This is a genomic window from Streptomyces sp. NPDC020489, assembly GCF_044386545.1.
Taxonomy (GTDB): domain Bacteria; phylum Actinomycetota; class Actinomycetes; order Streptomycetales; family Streptomycetaceae; genus Streptomyces.
Genome location: NZ_JBIRUZ010000003.1, coordinates 684,758 through 697,098, shown reverse-complemented (window position 1 = coordinate 697,098; position 12,341 = coordinate 684,758). Strand labels below are relative to the sequence as shown.

The 12,341-nt window shown below is 71.9% G+C and carries 17 protein-coding genes; 4 read left to right on the top strand and 13 right to left on the bottom strand.

Annotated elements, in window-relative coordinates; all coding sequences use genetic code 11:
- Positions 1-150: 150 nt before the first annotated feature.
- Together ACH41F_RS10135 and ACH41F_RS10130 are read left to right on the top strand one after the other, a co-directional pair.
- On the top strand, positions 151-582 hold the full coding sequence (locus ACH41F_RS10135) for a CBS domain-containing protein (protein ID WP_398834199.1): 432 nt from the start codon (positions 151-153) through the stop codon (positions 580-582).
- A 95-nt stretch (positions 583-677) separates the two neighbouring features.
- A complete protein-coding gene (locus ACH41F_RS10130) occupies positions 678-1,220 on the top strand; it encodes a type 1 glutamine amidotransferase domain-containing protein (protein WP_398834197.1) in 543 nt (180 codons plus the stop codon).
- A gap of 196 nt (positions 1,221-1,416) precedes the next feature.
- Here the strand turns inward: ACH41F_RS10130 and ACH41F_RS10125 are convergent, their stop codons facing one another.
- From ACH41F_RS10125 to ACH41F_RS10115, 3 genes are all read right to left on the bottom strand, one after another.
- Entirely contained in the window at positions 1,417-1,695 is a 279-nt protein-coding gene (locus tag ACH41F_RS10125) for a DUF6158 family protein (RefSeq protein ID WP_391239424.1), read from the bottom strand.
- Between the two features lie 169 nt (positions 1,696-1,864).
- The gene (locus ACH41F_RS10120) at positions 1,865-3,484 is read right to left on the bottom strand and encodes an ATP-binding cassette domain-containing protein (protein WP_391239421.1); all 1,620 of its coding nucleotides are present in this window, start codon (positions 3,482-3,484) and stop codon (positions 1,865-1,867) included.
- A 248-nt stretch (positions 3,485-3,732) separates the two neighbouring features.
- Positions 3,733-4,398 (bottom strand): histidine phosphatase family protein, encoded by a 666-nt coding sequence (locus tag ACH41F_RS10115; RefSeq protein ID WP_391239418.1) that lies wholly within the window; start codon positions 4,396-4,398, stop codon positions 3,733-3,735.
- Positions 4,399-4,467: 69 nt separating this feature from the next.
- Between ACH41F_RS10115 and ACH41F_RS10110 the strand changes: the two genes are divergently transcribed.
- Together ACH41F_RS10110 and ACH41F_RS10105 are read left to right on the top strand one after the other, a co-directional pair.
- Positions 4,468-5,961: a phosphatase PAP2 family protein gene (locus tag ACH41F_RS10110; RefSeq protein ID WP_391239415.1), complete on the top strand. Its 1,494-nt coding sequence runs from the start codon at positions 4,468-4,470 to the stop codon at positions 5,959-5,961.
- Positions 5,962-6,114: 153 nt separating this feature from the next.
- Positions 6,115-6,936 (top strand): class I SAM-dependent methyltransferase, encoded by an 822-nt coding sequence (locus ACH41F_RS10105; protein WP_398834194.1) that lies wholly within the window; start codon positions 6,115-6,117, stop codon positions 6,934-6,936.
- A gap of 84 nt (positions 6,937-7,020) precedes the next feature.
- Here the strand turns inward: ACH41F_RS10105 and ACH41F_RS10100 are convergent, their stop codons facing one another.
- The 10 genes from ACH41F_RS10100 to ACH41F_RS10055 are packed head-to-tail and all read right to left on the bottom strand — an operon-like array spanning position 7,021 to position 12,294.
- The gene (locus ACH41F_RS10100; RefSeq protein WP_391239409.1) at positions 7,021-7,305 is read right to left on the bottom strand and encodes a gas vesicle protein GvpK; all 285 of its coding nucleotides are present in this window, start codon (positions 7,303-7,305) and stop codon (positions 7,021-7,023) included.
- Positions 7,302-7,490: a gas vesicle protein GvpJ gene (locus ACH41F_RS10095; protein ID WP_391239406.1), complete on the bottom strand. Its 189-nt coding sequence runs from the start codon at positions 7,488-7,490 to the stop codon at positions 7,302-7,304. Before ACH41F_RS10095 ends, ACH41F_RS10100 begins: the two co-directional genes overlap by 4 nt.
- A complete protein-coding gene (locus ACH41F_RS10090) occupies positions 7,487-8,248 on the bottom strand; it encodes a GvpL/GvpF family gas vesicle protein (RefSeq protein WP_398834192.1) in 762 nt (253 codons plus the stop codon). The genes ACH41F_RS10095 and ACH41F_RS10090 overlap by 4 nt, the downstream gene beginning before the upstream one ends.
- On the bottom strand, positions 8,248-8,574 hold the full coding sequence (gene gvpJ / locus ACH41F_RS10085) for a gas vesicle protein GvpJ (RefSeq protein WP_391239401.1): 327 nt from the start codon (positions 8,572-8,574) through the stop codon (positions 8,248-8,250). The genes ACH41F_RS10090 and gvpJ overlap by 1 nt, the downstream gene beginning before the upstream one ends.
- Positions 8,571-9,776, bottom strand: a complete 1,206-nt coding sequence (locus ACH41F_RS10080; RefSeq protein ID WP_398834189.1) for an SRPBCC family protein — start codon at positions 9,774-9,776, stop codon at positions 8,571-8,573. Before ACH41F_RS10080 ends, gvpJ begins: the two co-directional genes overlap by 4 nt.
- On the bottom strand, positions 9,776-10,435 hold the full coding sequence (locus ACH41F_RS10075; protein ID WP_398834187.1) for a DNA primase: 660 nt from the start codon (positions 10,433-10,435) through the stop codon (positions 9,776-9,778). Before ACH41F_RS10075 ends, ACH41F_RS10080 begins: the two co-directional genes overlap by 1 nt.
- Positions 10,432-10,698 carry a gas vesicle protein GvpG gene (locus tag ACH41F_RS10070; protein ID WP_391239394.1) on the bottom strand — a complete coding sequence of 89 codons (267 nt, stop codon included), beginning with the start codon at positions 10,696-10,698 and terminating at the stop codon, positions 10,432-10,434. The genes ACH41F_RS10075 and ACH41F_RS10070 overlap by 4 nt, the downstream gene beginning before the upstream one ends.
- Positions 10,699-10,702: 4 nt before the next feature.
- Positions 10,703-11,473 carry a GvpL/GvpF family gas vesicle protein gene (locus ACH41F_RS10065; protein ID WP_391239391.1) on the bottom strand — a complete coding sequence of 257 codons (771 nt, stop codon included), beginning with the start codon at positions 11,471-11,473 and terminating at the stop codon, positions 10,703-10,705.
- Positions 11,470-11,895, bottom strand: a complete 426-nt coding sequence (locus tag ACH41F_RS10060) for a gas vesicle protein GvpJ (protein WP_391239389.1) — start codon at positions 11,893-11,895, stop codon at positions 11,470-11,472. Before ACH41F_RS10060 ends, ACH41F_RS10065 begins: the two co-directional genes overlap by 4 nt.
- 51 nt (positions 11,896-11,946) lie before the next feature.
- Positions 11,947-12,294, bottom strand: a complete 348-nt coding sequence (locus ACH41F_RS10055; protein ID WP_391239386.1) for a gas vesicle protein GvpO — start codon at positions 12,292-12,294, stop codon at positions 11,947-11,949.
- Positions 12,295-12,341: the final 47 nt, after the last annotated feature.

Here is a 12,341-nt window from a genome sequence, read left to right as displayed (position 1 = left end):
CACCCGCAGGGGCCGGGCCGGCGCTCGATCCGGCCGCCCGTACAGGGCGCCCGCCGGGCGGGCCCGGCCCCGGGGTGTGGCGGGCGGCTGTCCGGCCGACGTGGCCGGACAGCCCACCGGTCGGGAAGACCCGAGGAAGGGGCCGCGGTGATGGCCGAATTCGTGAAGGACGTCATGACTCCGGGCGTGGTCGCCGTCCGCCCGGACGCCTCGCTCGTCGAGGCGGCGCAGCTGATGCGGTTGCAGGACATCGGTGATGTGGTGGTGGCCGACGGTCAGCAGGTCGTCGGGATGCTCACCGACCGTGACATCACGGTGCGGGCGGTCGCCGAGGGCCTCGACCCGCAGACCGTGAGCGCCGGGTCGGTGTGCACCCGCGATCCGGTGCTGGTCGCCCCGGACGACCCGGCGGCGGCTGCGGCGGCGCTGATGCGGGCGCACGCGGTGCGCCGGCTGCCGGTGGTCGAGGACGGCCTGCCGGTCGGCATGGTCAGCCTCGGCGACCTGGCCGAGGCGGAGAGCCCGGGGTCGGTGCTCGCCGACATCAGCCGGGCGGCCCCGGACCACGAGGACACCGTCTGAGAGACAAGAGAGCCGCACAGGCCCCGGTGGGGCGCCACGGACCGACGTCGGGGCGCCCCTGACGGGCCGGCCACGAAAGAACGAGGAGGACATTCATGCGTATCGCATTTCTGACCGCCCCCGAGGGCGTCGAGCAGGTCGAGCTCACCGAGCCGTGGAAGGCCGCGGTGGACGCGGGTCACGAACCGGTGCTGGTGTCGACCAAGCCCGGAACCATCCAGGCGTTCAACCACCTCGACAAGGCCGACACCTTCCCCGTGCAGGAGGTGGTCGGCGAGACCACTGCGGACTCGTTCGGCGGCCTGGTGCTGCCCGGCGGGGTCGCGAACCCGGACGCACTGCGGATGGACGAGCAGGCGGTCGCCTTCGTACGGGACTTCTTCACCCAGGGCCGGCCGGTCGCCGCGATCTGCCACGCGCCGTGGACCCTGGTCGAGGCGGACGTGGTGAGCGGCCGGGTGCTGACCTCCTGGCCGAGCCTGGCGACCGACATCCGCAACGCGGGCGGCACCTGGGTGGACGAGCAGGTGAAGATCTGCGACCACGGCCCCAACAAGCTGATCACCAGCCGCAAGCCGGACGACCTCAAGACGTTCGGCGAGGCCTTCCTGGACGTGTTCGCCAAGGAGGCCGCCTGACGGACCCGCACCGGGACCGCCCTCCGGCGCGCCCCCAGCCCCTGTCACGCGCGGGCGGAACGTCCGGGCGCGAGGCGCTCTCGTAGAGCGGGCACGGTCGGGGGCGGACCGGGGGCGGGCGGGACCGGGGGCGGACCGAGTGCTCTCGGCGCGCGTAGAGGCACGGCGCGCGTAGGCGCACGGCGCGCGGGCCCTCTCATTCGCGGGGAGTCGCCGACTCCCCGCTTCCGCGTTCCCGGGCGCCTTCGCGGGTACGGCCCGCGGCGACCGGGCGCTGCGGGTTGCGGCGCAGGAACTCGCCCTCCAGTTCGGCCATCCGGCCGTTGTGGGCGCGCAGTGCGTCGTTCGAGCCGTAGAGCAGCGTGTCATGGCGCGTGCGGTGAATGGTCTCCAGCTCTTTCATGAGCTGTTGGTCGTCCAGCCTGCTGGGGTCGACTCCGGTCATGGCGGTGTCCCACTCGTCGTGTTCCTTCATGGCCCCCGAGTACCCGCCCCGGGGGCACCGCCCCGGAGCGGGACCCGGGAGAAGGCACCATGGTTCTCGCCTGTCCGCACCCACTCTACGAACATCCGGGCCCCGGAGCCTGTGCCTGTCACCGCCGGGTGAGCGCGCCCCGGTCCCCCGGCTCAGGCCGGTGGCTCCGCTACCGCGCCCGCTCCACCCGCCGCTCGTCCCACACCGGCTCCGGCGTCTCGCGGACGCGGCCGTCGCTGCCGAAGACCAGGTAGCGGTCGAAGGAGCGGGCGAACCAGCGGTCGTGGGTGACCGCGAGGACCGTGCCGTCGAAGGCCTCCAGGCCCTCCTGGAGGGCTTCGGCGGACTCCAGGTCCAGGTTGTCCGTGGGCTCGTCCAGCAGCAGGGCGGTGACGCCCTCCAGTTCCAGCAGCAGGATCTGGAAACGGGCCTGCTGGCCGCCGGAGAGGCGGTCGAAGGTCTGCTCGGCCTGCTGGGTGAGCTCGTAGCGGCGCAGCCGGGACATCGCCGCGCCCCGGTCCTGGGAGTGTTCCGCCCACAGGATGTCCAGGAGCGTGCGGCCCATCAGCTCGGGGTGGGCGTGGGTCTGGGCGAAGTGCCCGGGCACCACCCGCGCCCCGAGCTTCCACGCGCCGGTGTGCGCGACGTCCTCGCCGGCCAGCAGGCGCAGGAAGTGCGACTTGCCGGAGCCGTTGGAGCCGAGGACGGCGACACGTTCGCCGTAGAAGACCTCCAGGTCGAAGGGTTTCATCAGGCCGGTCAGCTCCAGCCCCTCGCAGGTGACCGCCCGCACCCCGGTACGGCCGCCCTTGATCCGCATCCTGATGTCCTGCTCGCGCGGCGGCTCGGGCGGCGGTCCGGCCTCCTCGAACTTGCGCAGCCTGGTCTGCGCGGCCTGGTAGCGGGAGGCCAACTCATGGCTGATGGAGGCCGCCTGACGGAGACTCAGGACGAGCTTCTTCAGCTGGGCGTGCTTCTCGTCCCAGCGCCTGCGCAACTCCTCGAAACGGGCGAAGCGTTCGCGCCGGGCCTCGTGGTAGGTGGCGAAGCCGCCGCCGTGCACCCAGGCGTCCGCGCCGGTCGGTGAGGGCTCCACCGAGACGATCTTCTCGGCGGAGCGGGCGAGGAGTTCACGGTCGTGGGAGACGAAGAGGACCGTCTTGCGGGTCTCCTTCAGCCGCTCCTCCAGCCAGCGCTTGCCGGGCACGTCGAGGTAGTTGTCCGGCTCGTCGAGCAGCAGCACCTCGTCGGTGCCGCGCAGCAGCGCCTCCAGCACGAGCCGCTTCTGCTCACCGCCGGAGAGCGTGCGCACCTGCCGGAACTGCGCCTTGTCGTAGGGGACGCCGAGCGCGGCCATGGTGCACATGTCCCACAGCGTCTCGGCCTCGTACCCGTGCGCCTCGGCCCAGTCGGAGAGGGCCTGCGCGTACTGCATCTGCGCGGCCTCGTCGTCCACGGTCATGATCGCGTGCTCGGCCTTGTCGACGGCCTTCGCGGCCTCGCGGATCCGGGGCGGCGCGACCGACACGAGCAGGTCCCGTACGGTCGTCTCGTCCCGTACGGAGCCCACGAACTGGCGCATGACGCCGAGGCCGCCGCTGACCGTCACGGTGCCACCGTGCGGCTTCAGCTCGCCGGAGATCAGCCGCAGCAGGGTCGTCTTGCCGGCGCCGTTGGGCCCGACCAGGGCGACGACGGCCCCTTCACCGACCCGGAAGGACACGTCGCCGAGCAGCGCCCTCCCATCGGGGAGGTAGTACTCGAGGTGTGCGGCTTCCAGATGTCCCATGAGGCCGCATTCTGCTGGGCGGCGACCGACCCGGGCAAACGCATATTCGCCACCGCCCCGGCCCCCGCCCTGCCCCGACCGCCGTCCCGAACCCCCGGGTCACCGGCCGCATGTGCATACCGTCGGCAGTCCGACGTACACCCCACCGCCCGGCACCCCACCCGGACACCCGGCCCCGGCCCGACCCAGGCGCCGACCCCGACCCAGGCGCCGGCTCCGCCCTCGGCGCCGACGCGACACCGCGCGGGCTACTCGACCTCGTCGAGCGGTCGTCCCGCGGGGCCGCTCTCCGGGCCGCGGCCCGTGGTCGACACGGCCGCGCCCGCCCACGACAGGGCCTTGAAGCCGTCGGCCGGGGAGCCCTCCAGGATCACCACGCCGGTGTTGTCGAGGGGGCGGGCGGCGGCGAAGTCGACGTCGACGTTGTCGGCACGGGCCGCGGTCCACATGCGGATCGCCGCGCCATGGCTGACCAGGGCGACCGTCCCGGCGCCGCTGTCGGCCGCCTCGGCGACCACGGCGTCGTAACGGGCCAGCGCCTCGGCACCGCTCTCGCCGCCCGGCATGCGCAGCCCGGTGTCGCCGGCCGACCAGGCGAAGATCGTCTCCATGTAGACGCGGCCCGCCTCGGAGTGGCCGTCCCGCATCTCCAGGTCGCCCGCGGAGATCTCCCGGATGCCGTCGCGGACGACGACGTCGAGGCCGCGCGCGGCGGCCAGGGGGGCGGCGGTGAGCTGGGTGCGGATCAGGGTGGAGGCGTAGAGGGCCTCGATGTCCTCGTCGGCGAGGGCCTCGGGCAGGGCGGCCGCCTGGCGTTCGCCGAGGGCCGTCAGACCGGGCCCGGGTACCGCCGTGTCGAGCAGGAAGTCGACGTTGGACGGGGTCTGGCCGTGGCGGACCAGGATCAGTCGCATGCAGCAAGCCTCCGGTGTCATGGCCGCCCCGCGGACAAGAAACGGCCACCTCAGGGTACTCGTCACCGCATGACGCCTGACGTGGACCTCACCGCCCCGCTGCCCGGCCGCCACGCCGTCCGCGACGCGCTGCTGGGGCTGGACTGCCGACTGTTCGAGTACGCCGCCGCACGGAACTGGCCCTTCGCCGAACCCGTGCTGCCGCGGCTGAGCCGCAGTGCCAACCACGGTGTGCTGTGGTTCGCGACAGCGGCCGCGATGACGGCGAGCCGCACCCCGCGGGCCCGCCGGGCGGCCGCCCGTGGTCTCGCCTCGCTGACCCTGGCCTCGCTGACCATCAACACCATCGGCAAGCGTTCGGTGCGCCGGACCCGCCCGGTGCTGGACCCGGTGCCGCTGGTGCGGCAGCTGAAGCGGCAGCCCATCACCACCTCGTTCCCCTCCGGCCACTCGGCGTCGGCGGCTGCCTTCGCGGCCGGGGTCGCACTGGAGTCCCCCGCGTGGGGCGCGGCGGTGGCGCCGGTGGCGTGGTCGGTGGCGCTGTCCCGGGTCTACACGGGGGTGCACTTCCCGAGTGATGTGCTGGCCGGTGCCGCGCTCGGCGTGGGCGCCGCGTACGTCGTACGGCGTCTGGTGCCCACGCGTGCCCAGATCGTGCCGCCCGCCCGGCCCCGGGCCGAGGTGCCCGCGCTGCCCGACGGTGAGGGTCTGATCGTGGTGGCCAACAACGCCGCGGGCAGCGTCGAGCGGGTGCGGGCCCTCCAGGACGCGCTGCCGGGGTGCGAGGTCGTGGAGTGCGAACCGTCCGACGTCCGCGCCGAGTTGGAGAAGGCGGCGCCGCGCGCCCGGGTGCTCGGCGTGTGCGGCGGCGACGGCACGGTGAACGCCGCCGCCGAGGTGGCCCTGCGGCACGACCTGCCGCTCGCGGTGCTGCCGGGCGGCACGCTCAACCACTTCGCCTACGACCTGGGCGTGGAGGACGTGCGCAAGCTGGCCGACGCCGTCCGCAACGGCTCGGGCGTACGGGTCGACGTGGGCCGCTTCAGCTGCGGCGACACCCAGGGCATCTTCCTCAACACCCTGAGCCTGGGCGTGTATCCGGAGCTGGTGCGCGAGCGGGACCGCTGGTCGCACCGGATCGGCGGCTGGCCGGCCGGGGTGCTGGCGGCGACGCGTGTGCTGCGCGCGGACCGGCATCCGCTGGAGGCCGAGTTCCGGGGCCGGGCCCGGCCGTTGTGGCTGCTGTTCGTCGGCAACGGCACCTACCACCGGATGGGGCTGACGCCGGGCCGCCGCCATGACCTCGCGGACGGGCAGCTGGACGTACGGGTGGTGCACGGCGGACGCCGGCCCGCGCTGCGACTGCTCGCGGCGGCCCTCGCCGGCCCGCTGACCCGCTCCCCCGCGCACGCCGCCGTCCAGGTGGGCCGGCTGCACCTGGACGGCGTGGCCCCGGGCTCGCTGCTCGCGTACGACGGCGAGGTCACCGAGGTGGGGGGCGAGGTGACCCTGGAGAAGCTCCCCCAGGCGCTCACGGTCTACCGCCCGCTGCCCGGGGACTGATCCGGAGACCGCTGACGGGCCGGCCGATGCTTGCCCCGCCTGCCCCCTGACGACCCGTCAGTCCAGATGGCAATACGCGAGTCTCATCATTCGACATGCGGGCGTACGCTGCGCTCACCGAGCCGACAGGACGTCGAACAGGGGAGTTCAGCCATGCCGAAGCCGCAGGAGACCGCTGTCTACACGCACGGCCATCACGAGTCGGTGCTGCGCTCGCACACCTGGCGCACCGCCGCCAACTCCGCGGCCTATCTGCTCGGGTCGCTGAAGCCCCACATGCGGATCCTGGACATCGGATGCGGCCCCGGCACCATCACCGCCGACCTGGCGGAACTGGTCCCCGACGGCCACGTCACCGGCGTCGACCACGCGCCGGGCATCCTGGAGCAGGCCCGGGCCACGGCCGCCGCACGCGCTCTGCCCAACGTGGACTTCGCGGTCGCCGACGTGCACGCCCTGGACCATCCGGACGACACGTTCTGCGTGGTCCACGCCCACCAGGTGCTCCAGCACGTCGGCGACCCGATCCAGGCGCTGCGCGAGATGCGCCGGGTGACGAGGCCCGGCGGGCTCATCGCCGTGCGCGACTCGGACTACGCGGCGATGACCTGGTACCCGCGATCCCCGGGGCTGGACGACTGGCTGGACCTGTACCGGCGGGTGGCCCGCGCCAACGGCGGGGAGCCCGACGCGGGGCGGCGGCTGAAATCGTGGGCGCTGGCGGCGGGCCTGACGGACATCACCGCCACCTCGGGCACCTGGACCTACTCCACCGCCGAGGAGCGGGCCTGGTGGAGCGGGCTGTGGGCCGACCGCACCGTGGCCTCGGCCTACGCCGACCGGGCCGTCGAGGGCGGCCACGCCACCCGGGAGCGGCTGGCGGCCGTCTCCGAGGCCTGGCGGGAGTGGGGGACGCACGAGGACGGCTGGTTCGCCGTTCTGCACGGGGAGATCCTGTGCAGGAAGAGTGCCTGAATCTCCGTTGTCGCCCGTCCGGCGCTTTTGTTTTTCGGCGCCGAATTAGCGGGGTATTCCCCGGAGCCTTTCCTTCCCGCTATGTCACTCCCGGGGAAGCAGCGGTCCGAGCGGCCCGAGATCCAGATTCAGGTCCTCGGGCCGCAGGCCGTACCGCTCGCGCAGCTCGGTCATCCGGTCGTCGAGCAGCATCAGGGTGAGCCCGATGCGCTCCTCCTGCTCCTCGCTCAGCCCGCCCTCGTCGAAGCGGCGCAGCGCCTGCCGCTCCATGAGCTGGCGCAGCAGCTCCACCACGGTCAGGACGAGCTTGACGAGGTCGCGCTCGACGGTGTCGGGTTCGAGGTCCAGCCGGTTGCGGGCCTGCGTCACGGCGAGTCTCCCCACGGCGAGGGTACTTGGGCGTTCACGGAACTGATCAGGGCCTTGAGGTCGATGCGGACGAGGTCGACGTCCGCGATGCGCAGGGTGATGTCGCCCGTGATGACGACCCCGCCGGCGAGCAGCCGGTCGAGCAGGTCCACCAGGGCGATCTCTCGGCGTTCGACGACGGTCACGGTTTCTCCCCCGCGAAGGAATAGGTGGCCCACGGGCCGGTGAGCTCCACCCGCATTCCGGGCACTTCTCCCTTGGTCCGGTCGACGAGCTCCACGAATTCCTCGGAATGGGCGCGCGGCACCAGATAGGCGGCATTGAGCACATTGCGGCCCGTCGCGCCGGAGAGCGCGGAATTCTGGGGCGCGTGCAGCCGGGAGTCCTCCGCGTAGTCGGACAGCGTCTCGTGCAGCCGGCTCGCGAAGGCCTCGGCGCGCTGCCAGGCGTCCTCGTTGGCCCGTACCCGCGAGCTGCGCCGGCGCAGATAGTCCCGGCCGCTCGCCGCCTTCTTCTGCGCCGGTGCGGCCTCCTCCTGGGGCTCGTCGGCCTCCAGGTACACCTTGACGCCCCACTCGACGCGGCCCTCCAGCCGGTCGAGGGTGCGCCGGAAGTCGGCCTCGCGGGCCTCCAGCATGGTGCGGACGCCGCTGTCGTCCCGGAAGACGGTGGCCATGCGGAGCGGCAGCGGGGAGGTGACCACGGTGAGGGCGTCGATCACGCTCTGGTGGGCGCGTGCGGTCTCGGTGAGCCAGTCCAGGTCCTCCAGGCGGGCCCGGAGCGGTCCTTCGGCGAAGTCCCGCTCCGGGACGTGGCTCACCACGGCCACGAGACCGTGGTGGTGCAGCAGCCGGGGCGGATCGCCCGCCACGCCCGTCAGCTGGGACTGAAGGGGCGCCTTGAACGGCCGGCAGACGGCGTACACGTAACGCAGTCCGGTCATCAGCTCTCCTTCTCGGTCCCGGCGGGCTCCAGGCGGGCGATCCGCTCGCGCAACTCGGCGTTCTCCCGGGCGAGTTCGTCACGACGGGCCCGGGTGGAGAGGGCGGGGTCGTCCTCCCACCAGTCGATGCCCATCTCCTTCGCCTTGTCGACCGACGCGACGATCAACCGCAGTTTGATGGTGAGCAGTTCGATGTCGAGCAGGTTGATCCGGATGTCGCCGGCGATGACCACGCCCTTGTCCAGGACGCGCTCCAGGATGTCGGCGAGGTTCGCGCTGCCGTCACCGCGGCCGTAGGGGTCGGGCAGCCGTCCGGGGGTCGTCATCGACGGCTCCCGCCCTCGGCGGGCTCGTAGTCCTCGTCGTCCGCCTCCGCCTCCTCGTACTCGGCCTCGGGCTCTTCGTCCTCGGGCTCTACGTCCTCGGGCTCTACGTCCTCGGGCTCCGCGTCCTCGGCCCGGGCCGCACCGTCCTCGTCCTCGTACTCGTCCTGCTCGTACTCGCCCGCTTCCTCGCCCTCTTCCTCGTCCTCGGCGTAGGGGCCCTCATCCTCAGCTTGCTCTTCTTCGCCGTCGTACGCCTCTTCGTCCTCGGAGCCGTCCTCGGCGACCGCGTCCTCGGCGCCCTCTTCCTCGGTGCCCTCCTCCTCGGCGCCCTCTTCCTCGGCGACCGCGTCCTCGTGGCTGCGCACGACCTCGCCGTCGCGGATCTCACCGCGCCAGCCGTCCTCGACCTCGCCCTTGAGCGTGACGAAGCGGACGTAGTTCTTGAGGTCGAGGCGGGCCCGGCGGCCCTGGGCGCGCCAGATGTTGCCGGTCTTCTCGAACAGGCCCTTGGGGTAGTACTCGATCAGCAGCACGACCCGCGTGAGGTTGTCGGTGACGCTGTGGAAGGAGATGACGCCCTTGGTCGTGCCCTTGGCGCCCTCCGAGGTCCACGCGATCCGGTCGTCGGGGATCTGCTCGGTGGTGTGCGCCTTCCAGCTGCGGTTGGACCAGAAGACCTTCATCTGCCAGTCGGACGTCGTGTCGTCGGCGCGGTTCGCGTTCTTGACGCCCTTGGCGAAGGTGCTGAAGTCCTGGAACCGCGTCCACTGGTCGTAGGCCGTGCGCAGCGGCACGCCGACGTCGACGTACTCCAGGATCACCGTCGGCTTCTTGCCGGCGCCCTTCCCCTTGCCCTTGCCGCCGCCCAGGTTCTTCAGCGCGCTGGTCACGCTGTCCTTGGCGCGGGAGGCACCCAGCTCCAGGGCCGTGCGCAGCGGGCCCTTGCCCTCGGCGATCTTGCGACCACCGTCGAGCGCGAGCTTGGCGAAACCGGGGCTCCTGCCCTCGGCGATGTCGTTGAGCTTGCCCGTGCCCTCACCGAGCTTGCGGCCCGCCCCGACGAGCAGGCGCTCGGCCTGCGCGGTGAGATACGCCTGCACCTCGGCCTTGAGCCGGTCGGTGGCCTCGCTCTGGGCGATCGAGCCGAGAGGGCCTGCGTTCTTGGTGGTGTCGCGCGTCGCGGAACCCACGGTGTCGGTCATCACTCACCGCCTTCCTTCGCCACCCGGGACCTGGTGCCGCGTGCGGCGGTACGGGGCGCGGCGGTCTTCTTGCCGGTGGTCTTCTTGGCGGCGGCCTTCTTCGCCGGAGCCTTCTTGGCCGGTGCCTTCTCGGCGGTCTTCTTGGCCGTCTTCCTCGCGGGCGGGGCCTTCTTCTCCGGCGCCTGCTTCCGGGCGGTCCGGCGGCGCGGCTCGGACTCCTCGTCCGGCTCCTGCTCCGGCTCCTCGTCCGCCTCCTCGTCGTAGTCGGCCGCGTACTCGTCGCGCGACTCGTCCTCGTCCTCTTCCTCGTCGTAGGAATCGAGGTCGGGGGCCTCGGGCGCCACGCCCGCGATCCGGTCGCGGACCTGGGCGGTACGGCCGTGCAGCCGGTCGGCGATCGCGTCGATCCGCCGTTCGACCATGGCGCCCGAGGCCGCCTTGCCCACTCCGCGCAGGTCCTCGCGCAGCTGGTCGCCGATCTCTTTGAACTGCGGGTTGTTCTGCAGTTGTCCGGACACCAGGTCCGCGACCGCGCGCGGGCTCAGGTTCATGCGCTTGCCGGCGACCAACGTGCCGACGGCGAACGCCAGTTTCAGCTTCTTGGTACGTCCGAGGACGTACCCGGCCCCTACCGCGAGGCCCAATCCCACTCGGTTCATCCTGATGTCCAGTCGTCCGTACCGGCGGCGTGCGAACGCGAGCCGATCTCCAGTCGGTCGAGGAGTTCGTCCTCCCGGCGGTCGAACTCCTCCTCGTCGATCTCGCCCGACTCCAACTGCTCTTCCAGCCGCCCGAGTTCAGTCCGGATCGCGGCCGGGTCGTAGTAGATCCGCTCCGCCTCGTGCAGCACCTGTCCGATGACCCACGCACTACCGCGCACCGGGGCGAACGGCAGCAGCAGGACCTCTGAGATCAGGCCCACGACCTCACTCTCCCGAACTCTCCGCACCGGCCGTGGCGCCCGCGGGCTCGGCGGAACCGGGCTCGACGAAGCTGTACGGCGGCAGCGGGCCGTTGACCCGCAGCTCCAGATGCGGATGGGAGGAGCGGACCTGCTCCACCGAGGCCAGGAAGGTCTCAGCCGCGTCGCGATCCACCAGGAACGACACGTTGGCGAGCCAGCCGGTGGACTCCGGGCCGGCGCTGACCGCGGCCGAGACGGCCGCGAGGTCGCGCTGCACCTCGGCGGCGTCCGCCGCTTCCCGGGCCTTCACGGCGGCGACCACCATCTCGCCGAGCCTGAGCTTCTCCTCGTAGGAGCCGCCGCCGGCCTGCCGGTTGGCCTCGGTCTGGGCACGCAGGTCGGGGTTCTCGGCCATCACGCGGTGCAGGACGGCCTCCTCGTCGTGCGTGGCCTTGACGTTGTACTCGACCTTGCCGTCCAGGGCCCTGAGCCGTTCCTTGTAGTGCTCGGCGCGCTCGGCGAGGACGTTCGTGACGGTGTCGTCGTCCGGCGCGATGCTGCCGAACCGCATCGGCAGCACACAGCCGCCGGAGCCGAACTCGGCGAGCACGTTCTGGTGCGCGAGCAGGTCCTTGCGCTTGGGCCGCAGCCCCTCGGGCGCGTCGCTGACGACGGCCGCGAGGTCGCCGGCCTTGAGGATGCGCACCGGCAGCGGCGGGTCGCCGACCCCGTCCATGCCGTCGGGCAGCTTGTCCCGGGAACCGTCGGTGATGCCGTAGACGTACGTGCTCATTCCTGCTCCTCCTTCCGGCGCGAGGTCGTCGTCTTGCGGGCCCGCGGCCGCCGTTCGGTCTCGCTGTCCTCGCGCGCCTGCTTGAACGCGTCGGAGACGGTCTGCGCGGCGCCGGACAGCGCGCCCTTGGACTTGCCGCGGGCGCCGGACTCGGTTATCTCGCCCACGAGATCGGGCAGGCCGGGGCTCTTGCGCGGGCCGGCCTCCAGGTCGAGGCGGTTGCACGCCTCGGCGAAGCGCAGATAGGTGTCGACGCTGGCGACGACGACACGAATGTCGATCTTGAGGATCTCGATGCCTACCAGGGAGACCCGTACGAACGCGTCAATGACCAGACCCCGGTCGAGGACCAACTCCAGAACGTCATAGAGGCCACTGCTGCCGCCTCCGCCGCCGCTCTGCTGTGCCGGAACAACGGTCATGCCGACCGCGCCTCCTTAGTCTGTGGGTGTGGCGGGAAGTGAAGGACGGGCCTAACGGCCCCGGTGCGAGTCGGCACGTCCGCGTTCGTAACGACGCACGCGCCGATAGCCGGTCAGCTGGCCCTCCGGGTCCAACTCGACCTGGTAACTGGCCATCAGGCTCATCGTGTCCGGAACCCTGGAGAGTTCCATGACCTCGATCTCCAGGGACCAGCCGTCCTCGCTCTGCTCGAAGGACGACACCGACTCGGCGACCATGCCGGTGAGTTCCTCCAGCTGGGTGCGCGCCTGGCGCAGCACCTGCATGGGGTTCGGCCGGTCCACCGCTGTGTCCTTTTCCGCCTTCTCGGGTGATTCCTGTGAGTCTTGTGTATCTGATGTGTCTTTAGTGTTCGTCATGGCCACCTCTTAACCTCGGGTGGCCGCAAGTCCGTTCGCCAAACCTC

Coding starts and splice junctions, on each gene's coding strand:
- ACH41F_RS10135 (WP_398834199.1), top strand. CDS start 151: ATGGCCGAATTCGTGAAGGACGTCATGACTCCGGGCGTGGTCGCCGTC.
- ACH41F_RS10130 (WP_398834197.1), top strand. CDS start 678: ATGCGTATCGCATTTCTGACCGCCCCCGAGGGCGTCGAGCAGGTCGAG.
- ACH41F_RS10125 (WP_391239424.1), bottom strand. CDS start 1,695: ATGAAGGAACACGACGAGTGGGACACCGCCATGACCGGAGTCGACCCC.
- ACH41F_RS10120 (WP_391239421.1), bottom strand. CDS start 3,484: ATGGGACATCTGGAAGCCGCACACCTCGAGTACTACCTCCCCGATGGG.
- ACH41F_RS10115 (WP_391239418.1), bottom strand. CDS start 4,398: ATGCGACTGATCCTGGTCCGCCACGGCCAGACCCCGTCCAACGTCGAC.
- ACH41F_RS10110 (WP_391239415.1), top strand. CDS start 4,468: ATGACGCCTGACGTGGACCTCACCGCCCCGCTGCCCGGCCGCCACGCC.
- ACH41F_RS10105 (WP_398834194.1), top strand. CDS start 6,115: ATGCCGAAGCCGCAGGAGACCGCTGTCTACACGCACGGCCATCACGAG.
- ACH41F_RS10090 (WP_398834192.1), bottom strand. CDS start 8,248: ATGACCGGACTGCGTTACGTGTACGCCGTCTGCCGGCCGTTCAAGGCG.
- gvpJ (WP_391239401.1), bottom strand. CDS start 8,574: ATGACGACCCCCGGACGGCTGCCCGACCCCTACGGCCGCGGTGACGGC.
- ACH41F_RS10080 (WP_398834189.1), bottom strand. CDS start 9,776: ATGACCGACACCGTGGGTTCCGCGACGCGCGACACCACCAAGAACGCA.
- ACH41F_RS10075 (WP_398834187.1), bottom strand. CDS start 10,435: ATGAACCGAGTGGGATTGGGCCTCGCGGTAGGGGCCGGGTACGTCCTC.
- ACH41F_RS10065 (WP_391239391.1), bottom strand. CDS start 11,473: ATGAGCACGTACGTCTACGGCATCACCGACGGTTCCCGGGACAAGCTG.
- ACH41F_RS10060 (WP_391239389.1), bottom strand. CDS start 11,895: ATGACCGTTGTTCCGGCACAGCAGAGCGGCGGCGGAGGCGGCAGCAGT.
- ACH41F_RS10055 (WP_391239386.1), bottom strand. CDS start 12,294: ATGACGAACACTAAAGACACATCAGATACACAAGACTCACAGGAATCA.